This window comes from Microcoleus sp. MON1_C5 (assembly GCF_036701875.1).
Lineage (GTDB): Bacteria > Cyanobacteriota > Cyanobacteriia > Cyanobacteriales > Microcoleaceae > Microcoleus.
Map to the genome: position 1 here is coordinate 61,261 of NZ_JAUBRN010000028.1, position 22,201 is coordinate 83,461.

Sequence of the window (22,201 nt, forward strand, 5' to 3'; positions counted from 1 at the left end):
CTCTTTGTCACCCCCCCAGGGGGTAGAGACGTTTATTCTTCCATTTTCCCTGAAACATCATTACTCTTTCAGCAATGCTATGGGTTGATGGTGGTGCCGATTACAAAACTTGCCTGGGGGCGATCGGAATTTCAATAATAAACTCGCTCCCCTCTCCGGGTGCAGAAACGCACGTCAATTTTCCGCCGTGAGAACTGACAACAATCGAGTGAGAAATAGACAATCCCAAACCCGTTCCTGAACCAACGGGTTTAGTTGTAAAAAATGGATCGAATATCTTGTGCAGCACCTCAGTGTTCATCCCTGGCCCGCTGTCGGCAATTCTAATTATGGCAGAATTCCTGTCAGTCACCTCTGTAGAAATTGTAATCGTAGGCTGTTGATGAGAGTTTTCCGGGCAATCTCTTGCTACGAGGAGAGCATCGATCGCATTTGTCAAAATATTCATAAATACCTGATTCAACTGAGACGCATAACAAGTAATTAGAGGTAGCGTGCTGTAATTTCTAATCACCTCAATTCCCAAACGCCCGCCCTCTTTTCTCAGGCGCGGTTGCAGCAACATCACCGTACTGTCGATGCCTTGATGGATATCTACCGACTTCATTTGCGCTTCGTCGAGGCGCGAGAAATTCCGCAAGCTTAGCACAATATCCCGGATTCTTTCCGCTCCTACTTTCATGGAATCCAGCAGCTTTTGCAAATCCTCGCTCAAAAATTCCAGCTCAATTGTTTCTATTTCTTCTAGAATTTCATCAGCAGGTTCTGGATAGTGCTGTTGGTAAAGCTCAATCAATTTTAGCAAGTCTTTAACGTATTCGCTAGCCGGATTAAGATTGCCGTAGATGAAACTTACAGGATTATTAATTTCGTGAGCTACACCAGCGACCATTTGCCCCAAACTCGACATCTTTTCCGTTTGGATTAATTGAGCTTGAGTTAGTTTAAGTTCGCGCAAAGTTTGTTCTAAACGCTCGTTTTTTTCATTTAACTCCTGCGTCCGCTCTTGCACTTTCTGTTCCACCGAATTGTAAAGTAGAGCATTTTCCAAAGAAATAGCAACTTGGGAAGAAAGCAACCTTAAAACTTCCAATCTGTGGGGAGTAAATGCTCCGACAGTCAAATTGTTTTCTAAATAAAGAATGCCGATCAGTTTGCCTTGATTGATGATTGGAGTACACAAAATAGATTGCAGTTTGTGTTTAGCGATGTAAGGATCTGCTGTGAATAGTCCCTCAGCCGCTGCATTGCTCAACACCAAATCCGAGCGAGTCCTTTCCACATAATTAATCACCGTCACAGGTAAATCATGATAGTCTCCAACAGGCGTAAATTGCAGCACAGCTACATCTTCAGCAAATACTGACGCTTTAGCTGAAATCAACAGTTGACCATCTCTAACTAAAATCAGAAAACCTAATTGAGCACCTGCATTCTCTAAGGAGATTCTCATCAAAGAAGCCAGCAACTTATCGAGCACAATTTCGCTAGAAATCGCCAGAGATGCTTTCATTACCGTTGCCAAATCCAGCACTCTTGCATCGCTGCCAGTAGAAGTATGAATAGTTGTGGTAGTTTGATTGTTGTTAAAACTTCCGTTGAGCGGCGTCATTTCCCGCAACTGCGGATACTTCTGTTCTAAATCTTCTACTTTGCGAACTGCACCCCAGCGCAAGTAGCACGAGTGAGCTTCGCGCAAGTGGATTTTTGCATATTGATACTTGCCTTTACTCAACCAAAACTTAGCTGCTAGTTCATTAGCTAGGGCTTCATTTTGGACAAACTCATTGTCTTGGGCTAAATTTATAGAGAAATCGTACAGTTCTACAGCTTCTGAATCTTTCTTGGAAATTCGGGCTATTTCTGCTTGTACTAAAAGATACTTGTGCAGAAAATTTTCGGCACAGTTGTCTGCCCAAATTTTCATCTGTTTTTGGTTTTCCTCTAACTTTTCCAAGTATTCCTTTTGCTTGTCTTCTGAAACATTTGGGAAAACGGCGGCTAAAGTTAGAGAAAAGAAAAAATTCCATTCGGTAGCGGGTATCGCTCCGGTAATAAAAGATAGCTGTTTTTCTACTTCAAAAGCTAGTTGTAGCGCTTCGTTGAAGTTGCCGTACCAGTACATTACCTGGCATTTGCGAATCTGATAAAGGCAGAGCGAGTACAAATTTTGATGAGCTTGACAGTTGTGTACGTATTCAGCTTCGCTGATATCTTCGCTTTCAAATACAAACTTTTCAGGAGTTAGTTTGCTCAAGTTACGCAGGATTAACTCTACCCCTAATAATATATCGGTTACGAGCTGATTTTTGGTCTTTTGGCTGAACTGCAAATATCTGCTCGTGTCAGCCAGAATTTGCGAGATTTCTTTACCTTGAAAAAATGAGTTAGCTATGCGGTTGGACAGGATATAACCCGCATACTCTAAATCTCCTGATTCTAAAGCTGCTTGATATCCTTCATTGCTGATTGCGTGGGAATCTTTGATGTGATTGAACCAGTAATAAAAAATACTGACCAGCGATGAACAAGCTCTGCATTTCAAGCCGATATTGCCAGATTTTTCGCTGAGATTCAGCGAGAGCAAGCCGAATTGATACGCAGCTTTGTAATCTCCGGAAACTGCGTTTAAGAACATACCGTAGCCAGCATAGCAAAGAGAGGCTTCGGGTACTAAACCGTATTGTAGAGAAAGATTGACTCCTTTTAAAACGCTGACTTTCCACAAGTCGGGATTTTTGAGGTACGCGGATGTCAGCAAGTTTGTAATTAATTTGACTGCCACTTTTTTGTCGGGTACAGTCATTTCGGGGGCGTCAATTAGGGAAGCTATTTCTCTACCTGCTAAAATATTTGTAGCGGCTGCAAATTCTTCGGATATGACTTTTTGTAGCCCGTCTAGCGGCAAGTCAATGCCTAGCAAGTCCAAAGCTTGGATTCCGGCTTTAACGGCTTCTTCGTACTTCGCCCGCAGGGTGTACTGCACGATCAGCAGGTTGTAAATTTCTACCTTTTCTAAGGGCGATCGCGCTTTTTCCAACGTTATATTAATAAATTCTTCGGAGTTCTCGAAATAACCGTTTAAATACTCAACATTTGCCCGCTCCATGTGCAAGGCAAAGGCTAAATCGTAGTGGGCATCCCAAATATCGGCGCTCAAACCGTCCATGCCTGCGGTCAAATACTGCAAGGCAGCAACATAAGCAGTGGCATCTTTGGCTCTGCGGGCGGCGTCTAAATTCAGCGTTGCCAGTTCAATTAATTCTCGATCGTCTTTAATTAGCGATCGAGCCACATTCAAGTGATCGACTAATTCAAAGATTCTGTCAGCGCGATATTCAGCCGGGGTGTTTTCTAGGATTTGCCTGCCTATTTTCAGGTGAACTGCCTTTTTTTGCGAGTCGTCGATTAAAGCGTAAGCTGCTTGCTGTACCCGATCGTGCAAAAATTTATAATTCAGAATTAATAGCGGAAACAGCACGTAATCTAATGACTTGCTTTCCAATTCCGAAGTTGGCAGAATCAATCCAGACTTAATGGCGGGCAACAGGTGAGAAAAAGTTTCCGAGGCTTCTTTTTCATGAATTAAAGAAAGAGTATTCAAGTCAAATTCGTTACCCAAACAAGCCACTAAACGCAAAACTTGCTGCGTTGAAGTTGGCAGTTTTCTCAATTTTTGTACCATCAAATCTACTACATTGTCAGTGATAGCGCACTGTTCAATTTGAGTCATATCCCAATGCCAGCCGCCTTTACTACCCGACTGTGGCGGGTGAAAAACTAGCAGGTTTTCCTGATACAATGTTTGCAGGAATTGATTGACAAAAAAAGGATTTCCGTCGGTTTTGCTGATTACCAATTCAGCTAACGGTTTGACAGATTCTCGATCGCTGTGCAAAGTCTCCGCAATCAAATGAGTTATGTTTTCCACCCCCAGCGGCGACAAAGCAATCTGATTAATGATAGCTTCCTGATTTCGCAGTGTCTCCACTGTCATCATTAAAGGATGAGTAGGACTAACTTCATTATCCCGATAAGCACCAATTAAAAACAGATATTGCGTAGCTTCATCTGTCATCATCAATTCGATCAGCTTGAGAGTAGCCGAATCAGCCCACTGCAAATCGTCGAGAAAAATGACCAGGGGATGTTCTGGCTGGCAAAATACGCGAATGAAATTTTGAAATACTAAATTAAAGCGGTTCAGAGATTCCGTCGGCCCCAATTCAGCTACAGGAGACTGAGCTCCGACAATTAGTTCAACTTCGGGAATGACATCAATAATAATTTGTCCGTTTTGACCGAAGGAACTGCGGAGTTTTTCGCGCCAAACTGCTAATTGAGCCTCACTTTCAGTTAACAGTTGCCGCACCAATTCCGAAAAAGCGCTGACAACGGCCGAGTAAGGAATAGTCCGCTTGTACTGGTCAAACTTTCCCCAAATAAAATATCCACGCCTGCGGGTAATAGGTTTGTCTAAAATCTTCACCATTGCAGATTTGCCAATGCCGGAATAACCGGCAATCAGCATCATCTCGCTGCGGGATTTATGCTGTCCTCTCGCCAGGACTGACAAGGGACTTTCTTTTTTCGATTTGCTCTCTTTTTTGATGACAGAAATTTGGGAATCTTCGGTGCGGTAGCCTCGATTATTTGTTGCTGCTACCCGTTCAAATGCCGCTAAAAGAGTTTCAACTTCTCGCTGTCTGCCGTAAAGTTTTTGAGGTATTTGAAATTTGTCGGAAATATCTTGGCGGCCGAGAGGAAACTCAGAAACAACCCCAGATGTTTGCCACTGAAACAGGCAGGATTCCAAATCTGCTTTGAGTCCCCAAGCACTTTGATAGCGCTCCTCAGGAGTTTTTGCTAACAATTTCATCACAATATCTGAAACAGTTTGAGGAATCTCTGGTGCAATTTCAGCGAGAGGTACTGGCTGTTTGGCAATGTGACAGTGAACTAACTCCATGGGATCTGTAGTGGGAAAAGGGAGTTGTCCTGCCAGGAGTTCATAGAAGGTCACGCCGAGCGAATAAAAGTCGGTGCGGTAATCTACTACCCGGTTCATTCTACCGGTTTGTTCGGGCGACATATAGGCTAAAGTGCCTTCTAAAAAATTGGGATTTTTACTCGGAATATTTTCCAGGTTGGATGCAGTTGAAATGCTAAAGTCTATTAGTTTTACTTGTCCTGTCGCCGGATTAAAAACTATATTAGAGGGGTTTATATCTTTATGAATTACATTTTTTCCGTGAATTTCGCCCAAAGTTTCCGCAACTTTGATAGCCGTAGTCAGAAATCCTAAGATGGTAAATTTTTGGGAACCCATAAATATCTTTAAAGATTCCCCGCCAAAATCTTCTAAGATCATTGCCAGACTATTTCTAACCTGTTGCAACTTATACACTTTAACAACTCCGTCCAACTGGCTTAAGTTGGCAGTGATCTCATATTCGCGCTTGTATCTATTGAGTTCTTCAGGAGTCGGATAGTCTTCTTTGATAAGTTTGATAATAACAGGTTGGTTGTTCTGCTCGTTGTGGCCGCGGTAAACCAGGGAAGTGCTGCTTTCATAAATGAGAGCGAGAACTGCAACGCCGGGAATTGCCATCATAGTTGGGTTCTCTCAAATTAGGTGTGCTTGGTCAATGTTACAGGACTTACGCGCGGCGGGCTAGAAACCGGGTTTCTTCGTTGCTAGTCGTTGACAAACCCAAGATTTTTTCGTATAAACCGGGTTTCTTTTCGTAAATCCTCTGTTATTCTTCATTATCGCTCAAGAGCTATCTTTTGGGATGTGTGGGAACGCAGGCCTTGACAGCAAAGAGCTACTGCTGACAAAAGCACGCTGGGGCTTTCGTTACCTCAGCAGTTAGGTTAACAAGATCGCAAATACAGGAGTTGTGCAAGGATTTACTCTAATACTCGATCGCCACGCTGACAACTAAATCATCTCAGCTTCCAAACAATTGCTTGATTTTAACCCCTCGCCATCACATCTGGTGAAAATACGCAAGTGCTGAAAGATTTATTTTTTCGGTGACAAGGGGGGAATTGTGGGTGCTAAAAAAACCGGGCGGTGCAAGTCTTAACTGCAATTCGCGGTCGAGGCGCTGAGGGAAGTAAGTGTTGCTTCGGGAGCGGCAATTTCCCTCAATTATATCTATTTTGGCTCATCGATTAACAGTTCTAACTGACCGTTAAAGCAAAGTAAATTTGACAAAAAATGCAGGATTATTGCACCTTGTCTGGTGCGCGGCAGCGAACCCTACATTAATCAAATTTGCCTAACTTTTAAGAAAATTTGAGGAAAGATTAAGAATTATTGCCATAAAACCCGGGTAAAGTTGTTTGAATTGCGAGTCAAATGCCAAGCAGACAAAGCGTTTGAGCATTTCCCAAATCTGTAAATCCTCAGAAAGTTACTATTTCTAAAGGATTCATCCGGTGAGAAAATCAGAAACCACCTTAAAATTTAGCAGTAATCGCCCGATCGGGCAATTCTCAACCAGCACCAGGAAAAATACCTATGAAATTGGCTTATTGGATGTACGCAGGCCCAGCCCACATCGGCACTTTGCGCGTGGCCACTTCCTTCAAAAACGTCCATGCGATCATGCACGCACCGATTGGAGACGACTATTTTAACGTCATGCGTTCCATGCTGGAGAGGGAACGGGATTTCACCCCGGTGACTACCAGCGTCGTTGACAGACACGTACTGGCGCGGGGTTCGCAAGAACGGGTGGTGGACAACATCACCCGCAAAGACAGAGAAGAACACCCAGATTTAATCGTGCTCACCCCGACTTGCACCTCCAGCATTCTGCAAGAAGACTTGGAAAACTTCGTGGAGCGAGCTCAATTGGATGCCAAAGGAGATGTATTGCTGGCGGATGTTAACCATTACCGCGTCAACGAACTGCAAGCTGCCGATCGCACTTTGGATCAAATCGTCCAATTTTACATAAACAAAGCCCGCAAAAAAGGCGATTTAGTAGAAGCCAAAAGCGAAAAACCATCTGTCAACATTATCGGTATGTCTACCCTGGGTTTCCACAACCAGCACGACTGCACCGAGTTGAAGCGTTTGATGGCAGATTTGGGCATTGAAGTCAACGAAGTTATTCCCGAAGGAGCTTCGGTTCACAACTTAAAAAGACTGCCCCGGGCTTGGTTTAACTTGGTTCCTTATCGGGAATTGGGGATGATGACCGGGGAGTATTTGCAAAAAGAATTCGGTACGCCGATGGTGGATATTACCCCGATGGGTGTGGTAGAAACTGCGCGCTGTATCCGCAAGATTCAGCAAGTTTTGAACGATCAAGGTGCGGATGTTGATTACGAAAATTTTATTGACCAACAAACGCGGTTTGTGTCCCAGGCTGCTTGGTTTTCGCGATCGATCGACTGCCAAAACTTAACCGGCAAAAAAGCCGTCGTATTTGGCGATAATACCCACGCTGCGGCGATGACGAAGATTTTGGCTCGCGAGATGGGAATCCACGTTGTGTGGGCTGGAACCTACTGCAAACACGACGCTGACTGGTTCCGCGAACAGGTTAGCGAGTATTGCGATGAAGTGCTCGTCACGGACGATCACGGGGCGATCGGGGATGCGATCGCCAAAGCGGAACCTTCGGCAATTTTCGGCACGCAAATGGAACGCCACGTTGGTAAGCGGTTGGATATTCCCTGCGGCGTAATTGCTGCACCGATTCACGTCCAAAATTTCCCGATCGGCTACAAGCCATTTTTGGGTTATGAAGGGACGAATCAGTGCGTAGATTTGGTCTACAATTCCTTTACTTTGGGCATGGAAGACCACTTGCTGGAAATCTTCGGCGGCCACGATACCAAGGAAGTGATTACCAAGGGTATTTCGGCTGATTCTGACATGGGTTGGACGAAGGATGGACAAGCTGAGTTGAATAAAATCCCTGGTTTTGTGCGGGGTAAGGTGAAGCGGAATACTGAGAAGTTTGCGCGCGATCGGGGGATTGATAAGATTACCGTTGAAGTGCTGTACGCCGCCAAGGAATCTGTCGGCGCTTAATTAATTGTAAGGTGGGCAAATGCCCACCTTATTGCTAATTTCTTGAATCCAATCTTAGTCAACTTAAAATCTTTCCAACCAGTTTTCTAAAGCTAAGTCTATCAAAATTTCTAATTGTGTAGATTTGTTTGTTACAGTTGCCGGGTTTATAAACTTTTCAAAATCTTGAAACTTATAAAAACTTGACACGCCTCTTTTACCGGGAGGAATATAGCCTGCCAAGATAACATTCTGCAATTCATCAGCAAGGACTTGCATTCTGCCTAGAGGTTGCCTGTAACTTACTGATTGTTTATCAGGGATGGGTAGATACAAGTAAATTCCCGGATCATTTGATGAATTAGCCAGATTCATTTTTGATGAACTGCTGTGACGAATTTCAGCACAAATTTTACTTTGACCGCGACCATACTTAACAACACCACTAGCAGTTATTTCCTGAATTTTCTCATGGAAACAAAGAATCTGTTCTCTCATTTTAAGAACTTTTCCCTGATGTTCCGAAGTGCATTCGGCCATAATGTTATACAATGCTTTGGGTGGTTCCGGTAAATTGGCTGCTATATCCCAAACATCTTGTTGACTGTGTTGAAACTCTGCACTAAAAACCTGACCTGTATCTATATTATTAAAATTTATAAAAAGTTTATTTTCTTCTTGAACTACATCAAATTTCAATAATTCAAAAGATAGTTGGCTGTACTTTATATCTATTAAATTTTGTTTATGAAAGCTAGGTGCAATAGCGACCAACCTGATAGGTTTGATATAATCTATTTCCCGATCGTATGGTTTGAACTGAATCAAATTACTATAATAACGAGTTAATTGCTGAATCAGACTTTTATCTGCCTCATTTTTTAGCTCTTGCACTACTAACTGTTTACTTTCATCTACTGCCAAAATATCACAAACTTCTCCGTTAACCGTATGTTGACGGTTCAAAGGTGTCAGTCCAAACAAACAATCCAAGTTATCCCACACAAAATCTTCCAAGGCTTTTTCACTTCCAAATCCCCATTTTTTTCCGGATTTTTTCAGTATAGTGTTAAGAGCACGAGTTCTAATAGACTTTCCGTGTAATGACCGCTGCCTCGATTTAATTCTCAACTGTTGTTCGCGACGCTTAGCTTTTTCTAGCAAATCCTCGGCTTGCATTATTCTTTGAAATGGCTTAGTCATCTTAAGTTGATGAATGTAATAAATATAAACTTCAATATATCACATTAGAGGAATTCCGTCAATCAATACTTTCTAGTTTTCATCATCAACGCTTGCGTTTTCAAGCCAAATGCGATCGCCCACGAGGAAAATTTCTACAATATCAGATGAGCCAATATTGCTCTCATGCAAAAAATTATGTCAACCTCTACGAAAAGGCAGCATCCCGATATTGTGGCGATCGCCCGGAAAGCCTAAAAATAGTTTACCGAAGCATCCCCGATTCCGATTTAATCATCCCGCTCTCCTGCACAACAGCCGACGCTGCTTCCCCCAAAATCCTGTGTGCAGCCGTCGTCGGATGAATGCCGTCCCAAAACAAAAATCGATTGGGACTACCACAAACACCTCCACCCGATAAACACGCACTCGTCACATTAGTCAAGCCATATTTAGCCGGAGAAGTAATGGCTTCCCGATAAAGGGCATTAGCATCCAGAGTCGCAATCTTTAAGTCAGAATGCTGTTGACTTAATACCTTAACCGTTCGCCTCAAACCCTGATTGTGTGATTGTGTTAATGCAGTGAGCCTTGCAGAATTAGGCCCTGTTCGCGTCGCCGGTAACTGTCCCAAATCTGGTAAATTTGCCAGCAGGATATTTTTGGCACCCACACCAGCAAGAGACGCGATCGCCCTCGCCACATTTTCAACGGGAAGGTTCGCATTATTTACCCCCTGCAAATAATCATTGGCACCCGCCCACAGTACATACAGCGCATGAGGATTTGCCTGTTTTTGGGAGTTAGTCCAGGACTCAACTTGAGTTAACAAACTAGGGACAAGGCTATTGCGATCGCTCCCCGTTGTTGCACCTCCATAGGCCAAATTAGTGACTCGTTCAGGCGGCACCTTTAGGCGATCGGCCAGATATTCTACCCAAACCTTACCATTCGAGTAACGCCCTTGAAAGTAAGTCGAACGAGGCGGATATTGACCCCCGCTTGCTCGAAACACCATTCCCATATCCGAAAGACTGTCCCCAAATACATAGAGTCCATTGACAGCCTCAGAACTTTGAGCTGATAGCATGAGTGCAACCATAAAAGATAAAAACGCAATAATTACTGCAAAAAATGTTCTTTTTAACACTGGGTATTAGTTAGATTCGTAGAAGATTTGATAATTTGTGAGCGATAATTACCGAGTTCGTGATTTTTACATTTAGTCTTAGTTATATTGTTGAAATAGCTTAAATATTTCCCCCAATTACTAATATATCAATTTTGGGAAAAATGTAGAAAGTAAAACTGAACTTTAATCGTGGGTTGCCTCACTCCACTGCTCAACCTACATAGATTGGTGATGTCCTTGACACTTTTCTCATGGTATCTAGCTCATAGCGCTCTAGAGGGGATAAAACCGTACATCTTTTGGGAGATTACCCAATTAAGTTAGGCAAGAGGCGAACCAGCAGCATCCCGGTTTTAAGCTAGCACAAGCTTTAAAACGCTCCTTTTGTTCAGGGGTGATAGCCACTCCTCCTACGAATGCAATTTACGCTTCTGTTGAGGCTTAACTATTCTCCTCTCTTGATAGTTGTTTTACCTAACCGGGCTCCTCCGTACAAAAGCCTCCCAAACAACCACCCTTGAGATAACTATCAATCACGAAAAAAAAGAATTGATTGAAAACTGATTTACTGGGCGTATCGAGAAATTGACCGCACTTTTGTTCCTTGAAAGCCGACACAAAACAAAAACCCTCCCCAACAAGGAGAAGGGAGGGTGAAAAGACAGTGAAAATTTTAATTTTTTGCAGAATTAACAATAAGGAGTTACATCTTCGCCGCACTCGTCAGCCAAATAACACAAAGCTCGAAAGCGCAGCCCAACGACTTGCTCGTAAAGGGGATTTAACTTGCACAGCGGCGGAATGGATAATAAGGTGCGATCGCCAATTTTGACTTCTCGCTCAAACGGACACTGGCTGGGAATAAACTTACACAGCAACCGAGCCAACTTTTGACTTTTAATTGCAGTGTTATCAAGCCATTGTTTTAGCGGATGCAAGGGGTCAAAGTGTGGCTTTTGACCGTAAGGTTGAGAATTTGTAGCGACATTAACGGCTGTTTCTTGTTTGCCAAATCCTACCCAATTTGGCAGAGTTCGGTAGGAAACTGTATGCTCAAATACGTTCATTTTGCTCTCTTCCTCTTTTATAACGAGGTGCCAATAACTCTTTGTAGAGCTTGTGCCATATTATCTACAATCAGTATCTACAGCATCTCGTTTTGTTTTACCGGATTGAACTTCTTAAATTAATGACTTATGGCGAGAAAAGTAGTTCCTGATTTTTTTTAAAGGCGGTGTGCGCTCTAAAAAGTGTCCTCATTTCAAGCCCAACGATTGATTGATAGGGTAAAAATTCTGTCTTCTACGTTCTAGCTTCAACCTTCGGTTGACTCTCCTTTTGTAGTTCAATTACTATTGTGACGCATCCAGGTGAATTATCCTATACGTGAAAATGCGGAATTTTTAATAAAACTTATAATATTTCTAAATAAGCTCTGCTGCAAAAAACCCTCAAACCTCGCCCCAACAATCTTTGCTCGCGATCGCTCAGAAACTTCTACAATGATAAATAATCGGTATCACCGCCCTCACCACCCATGAGTCACCCAGAAACCAAAGCTATCACCCGCGAATTGCAAAGCCACGCCGCCATTCTCGGTGGCTTCGTCTCCCTCCTCTGGATTATCGAAATTGTCGATGTATTCCTGTTCCGAGGCAGGCTGAATGCTTACGGAGTCCGCCCCCGCAGCCTCGACGGACTTCAAGGCATCCTGTTGATGCCTTTTCTACACGGCAGTTTTGCTCACTTAGCCGCCAATACCCTCCCTTTAGTGACATTGGGTTGGTTGATCATGCTGCGAGAAATTAGCGACTTTTTTATCGTGAGTGCCGTCACTGTGCTAGTCAGCGGATTCGGAGTTTGGCTGACTGGCGCGCCCTATTCCGTTCACATTGGTGCCAGCGGATTAATCTTTGGTTACTTCGGCTTCTTGCTGCTGCGGGGCTATTTTGAACGCAGCTTTACCTCTATTTTGGTATCTTTAATTGTCGGTTTCTTCTACGGCAGTTTAATTTGGGGAGTTTTGCCCTCGCAGCCGGGAGTTTCCTGGCAAGCGCATTTCTTTGGCTTTGTCGGCGGCGTATTAACAGCTCAACTTTTGGGGCGGCGGAAACGGGAAATTAGCTAGGATTAGGACTTATGGTGTATCCTATCATCACCTTAGTTTATTGCCCCGAACTTATCTGAAAGCGTAGGTTTTTTGTCAATGAACCTGGTTTTTTGTGTAATAAGTGCGTCCCGGATAGCAACACTAACTGCTGACCAATAATTCAACGCGGGCCGGTAAGCACACAGTAAAAACCGAACCGAAACCTAACTCGCTTTCAACGTGCATATCGCCCCCCATCATCACGCAAAAGTGACGACTAATAGTCAATCCCAAACCCGTGCCGCCATACTTGCGCGTAGTTGAGGCGTCGCCCTGCATAAATGCTTGAAATAAATGCTGCAATTGTTCGGGGGGAATGCCAATGCCTGTATCAGCTACGCGAAAAATTATTGAGTCGGAAGGTTCTGCTATTTCTTGAGTGGTTAAGCTGTCATGTTTAACTCTTTCAATACAGAGGGTAATAGTGCCACCTTCCGTAAATTTGGCTGCATTGCTCAGCAGGTTGAGCAATATTTGACGAGTTTTGGTAATGTCAGCATACATCATTCCCAAGTCGCTACCACAATCAACTTCAAACTTATTAAAGTTTTTATCTACCAAGGGTTTGACTGTAGAAACTACCTCGTCAATTAAATTAACCGGGTTGAAAGTTTCTAAGTAAAGTTCCATCCGACCCGCTTCAATCTTAGAAATATCTAGAATGTCGCTAATTAAAGATAGCAAGTGTTTGCCCGCTGTTTGAATTTTTTGCAAGTCGGGGATAAAATCTTCGCAGCCTAAATCCTCGGCGTCTTCTTTGAGCATATCGCTGTAACCAATAATCGCGTTGAGGGGAGTTCGCAATTCGTGGCTCATATTAGCTAAAAAGGCGCTTTTGGCTTGGTTTGCTGCTTGAGCGGTTTGAGCGACTTTTTGGAATTCTTCTGCTAATTTGCGCTGGGTAATATCTTCGGCAATACCGACGATGCGGTAAATTTCTCCGCTTTGGCTGCGGACTGGAAAAGCCCGATCGCGCACCCAGCAAACTGAACAGTCTGATCGCACTACCCGATACTCCTCATCATAATCGCCCCGCACCTGTTTCTCAAAAGCAGCCTTGACGCGATCGATATCCTCCGGGTGAATAGCATCCCAAAAAGCCTCCGGTTCTGACTGCAAACTCTGACAGCTCAAATTCCATATTTTTTCGCAAGCAGGGCTCACATAAACTAGCTGCTTTTGATTGGGTTCTCTAATCCAAAATACCTCATGAATATTTTCTGCCAACTGGCGAAACCGCTCCTCGCTGGCCCGCAACTTCTCCATAGCACTGTGAAATTCAGTCACATCCTGAATCAGCGATGCCACCCCAATGATGCTGCCGTCCGGATCAACCAAAGTCGTATTGTACCACTCGCAAAGAATAATTTTGCCGTCTTTTCTGAGGTTCTCGTTAAGGCTGGTAACTCCTCCTTGATTCGTGAGCAAAGTTATAGATAGTTGCCTGACATACTCCTTAGCACTTTCAGGAACTATGAGATCGACTCCGTGGCGTCCTATAGCTTCCAAGCGGTTGTATCCAAAAATTCTTTCCGCTGATAAATTCCATTCCGCTACTTCAAAGTTTAGATCCCATTCAATCGCTCCCAAAGGAGTTTGGTGAAGATGGAGAGCCAGTTTTTGCTGCGAGTTTTTCAGAGAAATAATTAATTGATTTTTGTCGGCGATCGCAGATTCTACCCGATCTTCGAGAGTAGTAAATGACTCTTCCAATTGACCGGCCATCATATTAAAAGAGCGAGCCAGGACACCCACCTCATCCTCCCGCTCTACAGATGCCATCAAGCCCGGATCTACCGCCATCCCGTCCCATTCTCCCCGGGACAAAGCCTCCGCAGCCTTGCTCAGACGCCGAATCGGTACAACAATCCACCTAGAAGTCAGGGCGCCAATCGCCGTTGCCAGCACCAAAGCACCCAGACACATCACCACAGTATACCGAGTGTTGGCATTAATCCTTTCCATAAAATCGGCTTCAGGAACCGTCACCACAATCAACCAGTCGAGGCCCCTGCTGTCTAAAAGCGGCGTCACCTGTAGAAATTGCCGTTGACCGTCGATCGTAAAATCTAACTGGCGAGATCTGTCAATATTGTGCAAATCCCCGAAGCGTTCTGTCAAATAGCGGGCGGTCGATCGAATTAGAACATTCTTGCTGCTCGCTGCCACAATCCGTTTCGCAACACCATTGCTAACAATAAATGGCGGTTCCCGAGTAGAATTTGCCACCAATTGCCCAGACCTTTCTACAATAAAAGTCTGTCCTGATTTGCCAATTTTTAGAGTTTCCAAGAATTGATTGAGCTTGGAAAGTGCCAAGTCAGCACCCAGGATGCCAATCAGTTTACCATCCTCGCCATAAACTGGTTGAGCAGCCGTAATCGCTAGTTTGGGAGCGTCAAAATAAGTATAAATTTTACTCCAAGTCGGTTTCCCTGCCTGCACCGGAGCTATATACCAAGGTCGGACGCGGGGGTCGTAGTTGAGAGTAGTTTTTAATAGCTTGGTTGGTTCCCCGAACTCTGACGGCGCGTAGCTTTGAAAGTTATAGCCAGTAGATTGATTAGAAATTTGAACTTGCAACTTGCCGTCGTCGAGGCGTTCAACTCCAATAAAATCTTTTTCTTCGGATGCGAATTGAATGTAGCTAATTTTATCAAAAATTTTGATTTGTTTGTAGAAGTAGCGTTGCAAACTATCACTATCCTGTTCGTTCACAATGCCGAGACGGATGGCATCAAGATTGAGCTGATTGATTTGGTGTGGCGTTTCAATATAACTATTAATATGTTGCTGGATACGCGATGTGACTTCTGTCCGCAGTTGTGCGGCAACATGGTTGACGGCTGTGCGCCCGTTCCGCAGCGACAGCCACCCCGTCAACCCTACCGCAGCGAAAGTCTGGAGGGCAAAAGGCACAACAAGGACGATGCGAATTGGCACTTTGCCCGACATTTTTAAAATCGGGTCGGTCAGATATTTGATTGGCATGGTAAAGCAGAACTATTATTAACCCACAACATTCCGGTCAAGTACAACTTGATGAGTGCAGGTTTTGAAGTTGAGATGGTTTTAGTAGGCAAAGTGCTGTTAATAACTCGGAATCTGCCGCTGGCAACGGAATTTTTAACGACTGCCACCGCCATCTTAGCGCGATCGCGAGCTTTGGGAACATTGGCCATCGAGATGAATGCAGTATCAATCCTGAATGCACTCTACACACTCATACTATTATAGATTTTGAGATTAAAGAATTGAATAATTGGGAAAAACTGAGTCTGTAAGGGTTTAGAAGTTGCCTGCTGTTGCATTATTTTTTTTAACCGGTTTCTGAAACCGGGTTTTTTTAGCCTTTTGGCGGGCTGTAACTAACTATTGTCGTGAAAAAACCAATTGGTGAATAGCCACCCGTGCATCCACCACTAACTATTTTTCCACTCCTGACGCGCCCTAATCAAACAAATCGAGTTTTTGGTTGGCTCATTCCTGAAATGACGTATTCTGGGGTTTCAACCTGGTTGCTGGGTCCGTTCTATTTTTCCGATAGCGCGATCGAAAATTATAAGTTTTCACAGCAACTGCAATTGATATCTCCACAAGCAGCTACTTTTGAGAGAGTGCAACTTAATTCTGGCTCGGTACAATAAGCGCATAGTAGGATGCAACTAGCGGAGGCATGGATGATGAACGCAGTTATTGCTACTCTTGGCACTGCTCTCGGACTGAGCTCAATTTTTATCGGTTTGACCCCGGCGGTTCTCGCCCAACAAAGACTGCAACCAGCGTCCCAATATTCGGAAACGACTTTATCTGGGGATTCGTTGAGGGCTGTGGAGGACAGAACCTTAGACTCGGACTACCAAAACTTGATTGGTGAACCAGAAACGGCGGCTAATTCTGCTAGAAGGGAAAGCAGCTTGGGCGACACATTTCGCCTCAAAATCGATGGCCCCTTGGAATTTATTACTACTCCTTCGGACGCCCAGCGTCAAGGAAATCCTTTACCTCCAAAACAAACCGACAGCGGTACAGAAGCGGGAGTTCAGCTTCAGCTAGGACTTTAGCAATTTTAAATGAATTCATTTGAAGCAAGCGATCGCGAAACCCACTTTTTAATTCTCGGAGTTATTGTGACTGCGATCGCCTTTTTTTATGAGTTTTATCACAAGTTTTGTGCGGTTTCCATCACACCAGGTTCTCTATTGTGAACCTAAAATTAGACCAATTAAACTTCCGATACAGACCGATTAGCTACATATCTTTACAATAGCGCATAAAACTGGCGGTGAAGGTGATGGGAAAGGCTCAACTGATCGATTATTTGCGGGGGGAGTTGGCGATATCGAATTCTGCGATCGCCGTTGCTCTCCGACACGGTGAACAAGATGCCAGCGAACTGCCGATGGTTCTGTGGCAGTACGGGTTAGTAACACTGGAACAGTTAAACCTGATTTTTGATTGGATTCAAGCTCAGCCGATTTAGCAATTTAAAATCCTGAGTTAAAAAATATGGATATCCGATTGCAATTTTTTGACAAATAAAGCTTGCACAAACGGTCGTCGGAAAGTATAGGGTTGAGTGTTTAGGTTGAGGGTGGGTCTTATTTTGTCCCAATTAGAAAAATACAAATATACAGCAGGGGCACAGCACTGCTGTGTCCTCATTTTTATTGCCACCTAAAATAAACTGCTTTCATATCAAATCTGGCAGCATCGGAATTAATATTACCCACAGCTTTCTAGACGGCAGTGCCTTGTCCTCTATATCATGTCGCTCCTGCAACCGGAAACGCTATCAATCTGTCGAAGATGCGATCGCCGACGGCATCCAACAGACGGCATAAAACAAACCCCAGCAACTTTTAGGTTGCCGGGGCTTGTCTTGTTTAATTTGGTGGCGGGAAGTGGATTTGAACCACTGACCTTCGGGTTATGAGCCCGACGAGCTACCAGGCTGCTCTATCCCGCGTTGCTTTGTCTCTCTTTCTAATATAAACATATCTTTCTGAAAATAGCAACCCCACAATCAAAAAAACTTTTTTGATTGTGGGAGGGGTTGCTGAAATCGGCTCAGAGTCTCGATCGCCCTAAAGCATCGAAACTTCCCCGATTACCTCCAAGCGCTTGAAGTCGCTGAGAGTGAGGTAAGTTTCCGAAAGAGTTTCGGCGATCGTCGGAGTAATCCACCCCAACTGCTTGAGCAAGTGAATCGCCACAGCAAATTGAGCGCGCTTTCCCCCATCCGTCACCTTAATTGCCAAGCCCATGCCTTCGCCAACGCGGCCAATGCACTGCACCCCTTCGGCGCCGGATTTGCTCACCAATTCCCCTTGAGTCAAGCGCATCAGTTCCGTGTCAAATTTGCCCTCACCAGCAACCATCATCGGGTGATGAGTCATAGCGCGGACAATCCGTTCCATGTCCACATTGTTACCGGAGGCTAACTGAGCGTACAAAGACGCCATTTGGCCCAACTGCAACAGATAGGTAGGAGCGCCGCAGTCGTCGCGAGCGCTGATAAACTCTTCGGCAGGCATTGCCAGCAAGTCAGCCACTTTGCCCAAAATAAGCTGCTGGACAGGATGTTTGCGGCGTAAATAAGTGTCCAGAGGCCAGTGCAGTTGCTGGCAGACAGCCAGCATACCGGCGTGTTTGCCGGAACAGTTGTATTGCAGGGCGCTCTTTTTGCCTTCGGGAATGGGGCATTGAAGTTTAGAGGGGTCAATGTCGCAGCGCCACAGGACGTTAAATACCTGGCGCGATTGCTCGATCGTACCTTGATGCGAACTGCAAATAATCGCTAAATCTCGATCGGTCAATTCGTAGCGTTCTAAAGTGCCAGTCGCCGTCACCGCCAAAGCTTGAAAAGGCTTGAGTGAAGAACGGACAAATGAGGCCGTTTCCGAGTTACCAGCAACAGACAGAACGCGCCCGCGGTTGTCGCAGACAGCGGCCTGGGCGCGGTGCCTCGATTCCACAATACCTTCGCGCAGCAATGTGACTTCCAGTTCGGGAGCTTGGGTTCTTTTTCCCCTTGTCATATCAATTTTAGATTTTAGATTTTAGATTTTAGATTGGGGTTCAGGAAGTTATGAGTTGCGAGCTGCCAGTTAAGAGTTATAAAGTTAATCTTTATGCCATCGTTTTTCACTCATGCACTCCGTGTGTCTTGTTGGCTGTGCGCGGCAATCTCAAAACTCAAAACTCCCTTCCATTCCCGATTACAAACAACTCCAAGTTAGTCCCCCGGCAACCAGCAATACTGTCAAACCATAAAATGTCTGCCGCAGACGCCTGAGAATTGGTTCTAGTTGGTAGTTGACAATCAACTGGTCTTGAAGCAAAACTTCGGGAGTTTTAGGCCAAGATTGACAATCGTACCAACCAGACTCTTCGTAGACGACCGTGGGATTTGAAAGGCGCGATCGCACGTAGAACCAACCCAAGTAGAGTCGCAGCAAAGCTAATCCTAGAATAAAACCGCCACCTGCGGCACTGCTGAGGACAAACTGAGCTGGATACTTGACAGGAGCAAAGCTAGAAGCAGCTATCGGCCCAGATACCAAGCAACTCCAAGCCCACACCCAAGCTAGTTTGGCCAGGTATCCGGGCCAATTGAGTGTTACCCAGCTAAAAAACCAGGAGTCTTTAAGTTCTTGGTATTCATTGACCGGTCGCTGTTCTTGCGGAACGGGACAAATAGAAGCAGAAACGTCTTTCACATTAGCCATCCTCACGGCGTGGGGGAAAAGTCAATGCGTTCGGCGTGTCCCCAGAACGCTTCTAAATTGTAGAACTCCCGCTCTTGAGGCTTCAAAATGTGAATGATCGCGTCGCCGTAGTCCATGACGACCCAACTAGCGTCTGATAGGCCTTGTGTACGCAGTGGCAAGCGTTGCCACTCTTCTTCCACTTGGTCTGCTATTGCTTGGGATATGGCTCGTACCTGCACGTTGGAAAATCCGGTGATGATCGCAAAGTAGTCTGCCAAATAGCATACTTCTGACACCCGGAGCAATACAATGTCTACTGCTTTGCGGTCATCGGCTGCTTGGGCAACGGTCATGATCAGGCCACGAGCTTCGTCTGAGGAGGTGCCGTCGGTTGCTGTAGACTTAGCCCTGGAGTATTCGAGTTGAGTTAGATCTGACATTAACTGTTTAAGTTCCTAATTGATACGGTAAGAGGGAATCGGTGCGCTACGAGCGAGCGGTTGTTGGCAGTTTGATACTGGAAATAGGAGTTAGGTTGAAGCCAAAAGTAAGGACAGGATTTCTGGTAAATTTTACTTTTAACTTGTGATTTGTTCGATCGACTTCTCCGTCGAATTTCCTGTTTCCGGGGATTCGCGGGCCATTTGCAGCGCCCAATTCCGCGTAAGTACGGTGCGGGGGTGGATGTAGCAGCGAGTTTCTAGCAAATATTTAAGAGAATAATCGCTAGTTTGCCACACGGCTGCATAAAGATTTTGCAAGCTTGCCTCGCGCAGTGCTTCTAGTTGGGCTGTGTTGCCGCGGCTCGGCTCTATGGTATCTGCTATGAATACGGTACAACTGAGCTGGCTCATGTTTGGTCTGCCGAGGGTGTGATTGGCGATTGCGTCCAAAATTTCTCGATCGACCGCCCCGAATTCGTCTCTGGCGACGATCGCGCTGGCGTCTGCGTGCAGCAAATGCGGGTGTGCTTCCAACACTGAGTCTAACTCTAAACCCTCCGCCCTTGCCATTTGCAGCAGCAGTTGAGGTTTGAAGTATTTTGCCAAATCATGCAACAAACCGGCCGATCGGGCTTTTGCTTCGTCGAGGCCGTAATGGCGAGCCAAGTCACCTGCTACCTGTTCCACTCCGAGGATGTGTTTGATGCGAGCAGCAGGAACGCGCTCAGAGAGCCAAGCTAGGACGATTTCGCGCGCGGGTGCAAGTGTCAAATATTAACTAACTCCGAAATTGTGTGATATCTAGTATTTTAGCGTTTTCTTCTCGATCGGCTGCTTGTATGGGTTATTGGGTGTGTGGGGAAGTGCCGGCGCTGGCGATATTGGTAGGTGCTGCGGTGCTGTTGTTCGGGGTTGCGATCGGCACGAAACAGGGAAGGTGCAGAGTTTTGCAGATTTGAGGGCGAGGCGATAGCGCGTAGGTTTACAGCCCCAATATACTGTTTATTAACTTAAGGTTGCGACTGCTTTCTTCTAATATCATTAGGTAAAAACTTATCAATTTCTTCATCAGAAAATGTCATTTCTTCATTCGTTTTTAAGGCTTGGCTTGCCTTGTCATAAGCTTTGCTATTTGTTCGCGGTGCATTTTGATAAACTGAAGCTAGTTGATTTTGCAGTTCATCTCTTTTCACTTGGATTTGGTTTAAGGTTAAGTTGTTTAATTTTATATCTGTGAGAAGAGACAAGTAAGATTCTCTGATACTCCACAGTTTTACGGCTGTATCTGCATGGCTTTTCGATATTTTTCCTAAATCATAATCTTTTGCATAAATAGTTACCCCCAAAAGAACTGTAGATAACAGAGTACCAATAATTATTCCCCATCTTTTAGCGACAAATATGCTTGTTAACAAGCTGGTAGTTGTCAAAGCAGATAAAACAATTTCCGTTGTTTTATCTGCTTTAAGTTGTGCAGCATAAATATCAGCACATTTTTCGTGAGTTTTGTGAGTCCACACGACCCTGCCATAGCACTCTCTGATTTGAGATTCCAACACAGTTATATCGCTATTATTTGCTGGATTTGATTGGGAAGGCTGTACCATAAATTTCTCTCCATTTTTTATTGGCAGACCAACTCATTTGCTTAGATTCATATTCTATCGCTTCTAAGGCTAAATTAAAACAGCGCTTTGCGTTATACTCAAAACTTCCTTTCCTCCATATATACTGATTGCTCCCTACAGCTAACCAATACTGCTGTTTAGGATTCTGATTGGCCAAATATTCAAAAAAATCCCTGGCCATCCAGTCATAGTAAACATAAGATTTTTCTTTATAAGACCAATTTGTTAAAAATTTACAAGCTAATGTGTCAATTAAAAGCCCCCCCATAGGAACGTTCCAATAAGTCTTCCATACTCTTGTCATCCTACATAAATTAACCAGATTACCCTTGGTTAAAATATTGTTGATGTTGATGCTTTCAATTTCTGGTCGGGGATTGGTAATTTTCCATTTACCTCCAGCATTTGAATCTGGATAAGTAAAACTATAATCTGTGTTTTCAAAAGCAGGGACTACCTCAAATCTCATGCTATCTGAAAAAGAAACAACTACAACTTGACCGTCTCCACTTACATCTGTTGCAGAATATCTATTTTTAATAGAATTTTTAACAACCTGCAAAAGCGCAGATTGACCGTTATAGGCATACTTACTATAACGCTCATACAAAGAATATGGCAAAATAAAAATCATGTCTAAATCACTAAATCCTCTTCGGGCAGTGCCTCGACCATAAGAACCAACATAAAGGCTGTGGTTAGTCTTAGAATTTGAAAGCCAGAAGTCTGTGTTAAGACGTTGAGTAATTGTCTCGTATCGGTATGAAATATCACTGCGATTATTTACAGTTAAATTATCGCAGAAAAGTTTAAAATCTTCGCCAACACCCATGTTTATAATTCAATACGGTTCAGTTAAGGGCTAGGCAGTGCTTAAAACAATAAATACAGGAGGATTCATTATTATTCCAGTACCTCT

The 22,201-nt window shown here is 44.3% G+C and carries 19 protein-coding genes and 1 tRNA gene; 8 read left to right on the top strand and 12 right to left on the bottom strand.

The genetic code is table 11. The features are described from left to right. Positions 1–100 precede the first annotated feature (100 nt). The gene (locus QUA71_RS15545; RefSeq protein WP_333286242.1) at positions 101–5,614 is read right to left on the bottom strand and encodes an AAA family ATPase; all 5,514 of its coding nucleotides are present in this window, start codon (positions 5,612–5,614) and stop codon (positions 101–103) included. A gap of 915 nt (positions 5,615–6,529) precedes the next feature. Between QUA71_RS15545 and bchB the strand changes: the two genes are divergently transcribed. Then, a complete protein-coding gene (gene bchB, locus QUA71_RS15550) occupies positions 6,530–8,056 on the top strand; it encodes a ferredoxin:protochlorophyllide reductase (ATP-dependent) subunit B (protein WP_333286244.1) in 1,527 nt (508 codons plus the stop codon). Between the two features lie 63 nt (positions 8,057–8,119). Here the strand turns inward: bchB and QUA71_RS15555 are convergent, their stop codons facing one another. From QUA71_RS15555 to QUA71_RS15565, 3 genes are all read right to left on the bottom strand, one after another. Beyond that, positions 8,120–9,238 carry an endonuclease NucS domain-containing protein gene (locus QUA71_RS15555; RefSeq protein WP_333286245.1) on the bottom strand — a complete coding sequence of 373 codons (1,119 nt, stop codon included), beginning with the start codon at positions 9,236–9,238 and terminating at the stop codon, positions 8,120–8,122. A 244-nt stretch (positions 9,239–9,482) separates the two neighbouring features. Beyond that, positions 9,483–10,307, bottom strand: coding sequence for an SGNH/GDSL hydrolase family protein (locus tag QUA71_RS15560; protein WP_333286247.1), 825 nt, complete (start codon positions 10,305–10,307; stop codon positions 9,483–9,485). A 731-nt stretch (positions 10,308–11,038) separates the two neighbouring features. Continuing rightward, the gene (locus tag QUA71_RS15565; RefSeq protein WP_333048531.1) at positions 11,039–11,416 is read right to left on the bottom strand and encodes a Mo-dependent nitrogenase C-terminal domain-containing protein; all 378 of its coding nucleotides are present in this window, start codon (positions 11,414–11,416) and stop codon (positions 11,039–11,041) included. Positions 11,417–11,886: 470 nt separating this feature from the next. On the opposite strand from QUA71_RS15565, the gene QUA71_RS15570 reads away from it, so the two are divergent. Beyond that, entirely contained in the window at positions 11,887–12,477 is a 591-nt protein-coding gene (locus QUA71_RS15570; RefSeq protein WP_333286249.1) for a rhomboid family intramembrane serine protease, read from the top strand. A gap of 123 nt (positions 12,478–12,600) precedes the next feature. Here QUA71_RS15570 and QUA71_RS15575 read toward each other — a convergent pair whose 3' ends face one another. Then, positions 12,601–15,489 (bottom strand): PAS domain S-box protein, encoded by a 2,889-nt coding sequence (locus QUA71_RS15575; RefSeq protein WP_333286251.1) that lies wholly within the window; start codon positions 15,487–15,489, stop codon positions 12,601–12,603. Between the two features lie 51 nt (positions 15,490–15,540). Between QUA71_RS15575 and QUA71_RS15580 the strand changes: the two genes are divergently transcribed. The 5 genes from QUA71_RS15580 to QUA71_RS15600 all read left to right on the top strand — a co-directional run bounded on the left by QUA71_RS15580 (position 15,541) and on the right by QUA71_RS15600 (position 17,342). After that, positions 15,541–15,735, top strand: a complete 195-nt coding sequence (locus tag QUA71_RS15580) for a hypothetical protein (protein ID WP_333218769.1) — start codon at positions 15,541–15,543, stop codon at positions 15,733–15,735. Positions 15,736–16,178: 443 nt separating this feature from the next. Further along, positions 16,179–16,562, top strand: coding sequence for a hypothetical protein (locus QUA71_RS15585; RefSeq protein WP_333286253.1), 384 nt, complete (start codon positions 16,179–16,181; stop codon positions 16,560–16,562). A 9-nt stretch (positions 16,563–16,571) separates the two neighbouring features. After that, on the top strand, positions 16,572–16,706 hold the full coding sequence (locus QUA71_RS15590) for a hypothetical protein (RefSeq protein WP_333286255.1): 135 nt from the start codon (positions 16,572–16,574) through the stop codon (positions 16,704–16,706). Positions 16,707–16,792: 86 nt separating this feature from the next. Beyond that, complete coding sequence (locus QUA71_RS15595) at positions 16,793–16,981, top strand: DUF2949 domain-containing protein (RefSeq protein ID WP_190663201.1); 189 nt, start codon at positions 16,793–16,795, stop codon at positions 16,979–16,981. 172 nt (positions 16,982–17,153) lie between these two features. Then, positions 17,154–17,342 (top strand): hypothetical protein, encoded by a 189-nt coding sequence (locus QUA71_RS15600; protein ID WP_333286257.1) that lies wholly within the window; start codon positions 17,154–17,156, stop codon positions 17,340–17,342. Positions 17,343–17,390: 48 nt separating this feature from the next. On the opposite strand, the gene QUA71_RS15605 is transcribed toward QUA71_RS15600, so the two are convergent. From QUA71_RS15605 to yqeK, 5 genes are all read right to left on the bottom strand, one after another. Continuing rightward, positions 17,391–17,467: transfer RNA gene (locus QUA71_RS15605), tRNA-Met, on the bottom strand. 118 nt (positions 17,468–17,585) lie between these two features. Further along, on the bottom strand, positions 17,586–18,539 hold the full coding sequence (locus QUA71_RS15610) for an asparaginase (protein ID WP_006634727.1): 954 nt from the start codon (positions 18,537–18,539) through the stop codon (positions 17,586–17,588). Between the two features lie 180 nt (positions 18,540–18,719). After that, positions 18,720–19,229, bottom strand: a complete 510-nt coding sequence (locus QUA71_RS15615) for a CGLD27 family protein (protein WP_006634726.1) — start codon at positions 19,227–19,229, stop codon at positions 18,720–18,722. 2 nt (positions 19,230–19,231) lie between these two features. Then, positions 19,232–19,651 (bottom strand): ribosome silencing factor, encoded by a 420-nt coding sequence (gene rsfS, locus QUA71_RS15620; RefSeq protein WP_190663203.1) that lies wholly within the window; start codon positions 19,649–19,651, stop codon positions 19,232–19,234. Positions 19,652–19,789: 138 nt separating this feature from the next. Beyond that, on the bottom strand, positions 19,790–20,425 hold the full coding sequence (gene yqeK / locus QUA71_RS15625; RefSeq protein WP_333286261.1) for a bis(5'-nucleosyl)-tetraphosphatase (symmetrical) YqeK: 636 nt from the start codon (positions 20,423–20,425) through the stop codon (positions 19,790–19,792). A gap of 23 nt (positions 20,426–20,448) precedes the next feature. Here yqeK and QUA71_RS15630 point away from each other — a divergent pair, with 23 nt between their 5' ends. Beyond that, the gene (locus tag QUA71_RS15630; protein WP_333286263.1) at positions 20,449–20,613 is read left to right on the top strand and encodes a hypothetical protein; all 165 of its coding nucleotides are present in this window, start codon (positions 20,449–20,451) and stop codon (positions 20,611–20,613) included. 51 nt (positions 20,614–20,664) lie between these two features. Here the strand turns inward: QUA71_RS15630 and QUA71_RS15635 are convergent, their stop codons facing one another. Both QUA71_RS15635 and QUA71_RS15640 read right to left on the bottom strand, forming a co-directional pair. After that, the gene (locus QUA71_RS15635) at positions 20,665–21,261 is read right to left on the bottom strand and encodes an SLATT domain-containing protein (protein WP_333286265.1); all 597 of its coding nucleotides are present in this window, start codon (positions 21,259–21,261) and stop codon (positions 20,665–20,667) included. Next, positions 21,227–22,114 carry an SMODS domain-containing nucleotidyltransferase gene (locus QUA71_RS15640; protein WP_333286267.1) on the bottom strand — a complete coding sequence of 296 codons (888 nt, stop codon included), beginning with the start codon at positions 22,112–22,114 and terminating at the stop codon, positions 21,227–21,229. Before QUA71_RS15640 ends, QUA71_RS15635 begins: the two co-directional genes overlap by 35 nt. Between the last annotated feature and the right edge of the window lie 87 nt (positions 22,115–22,201).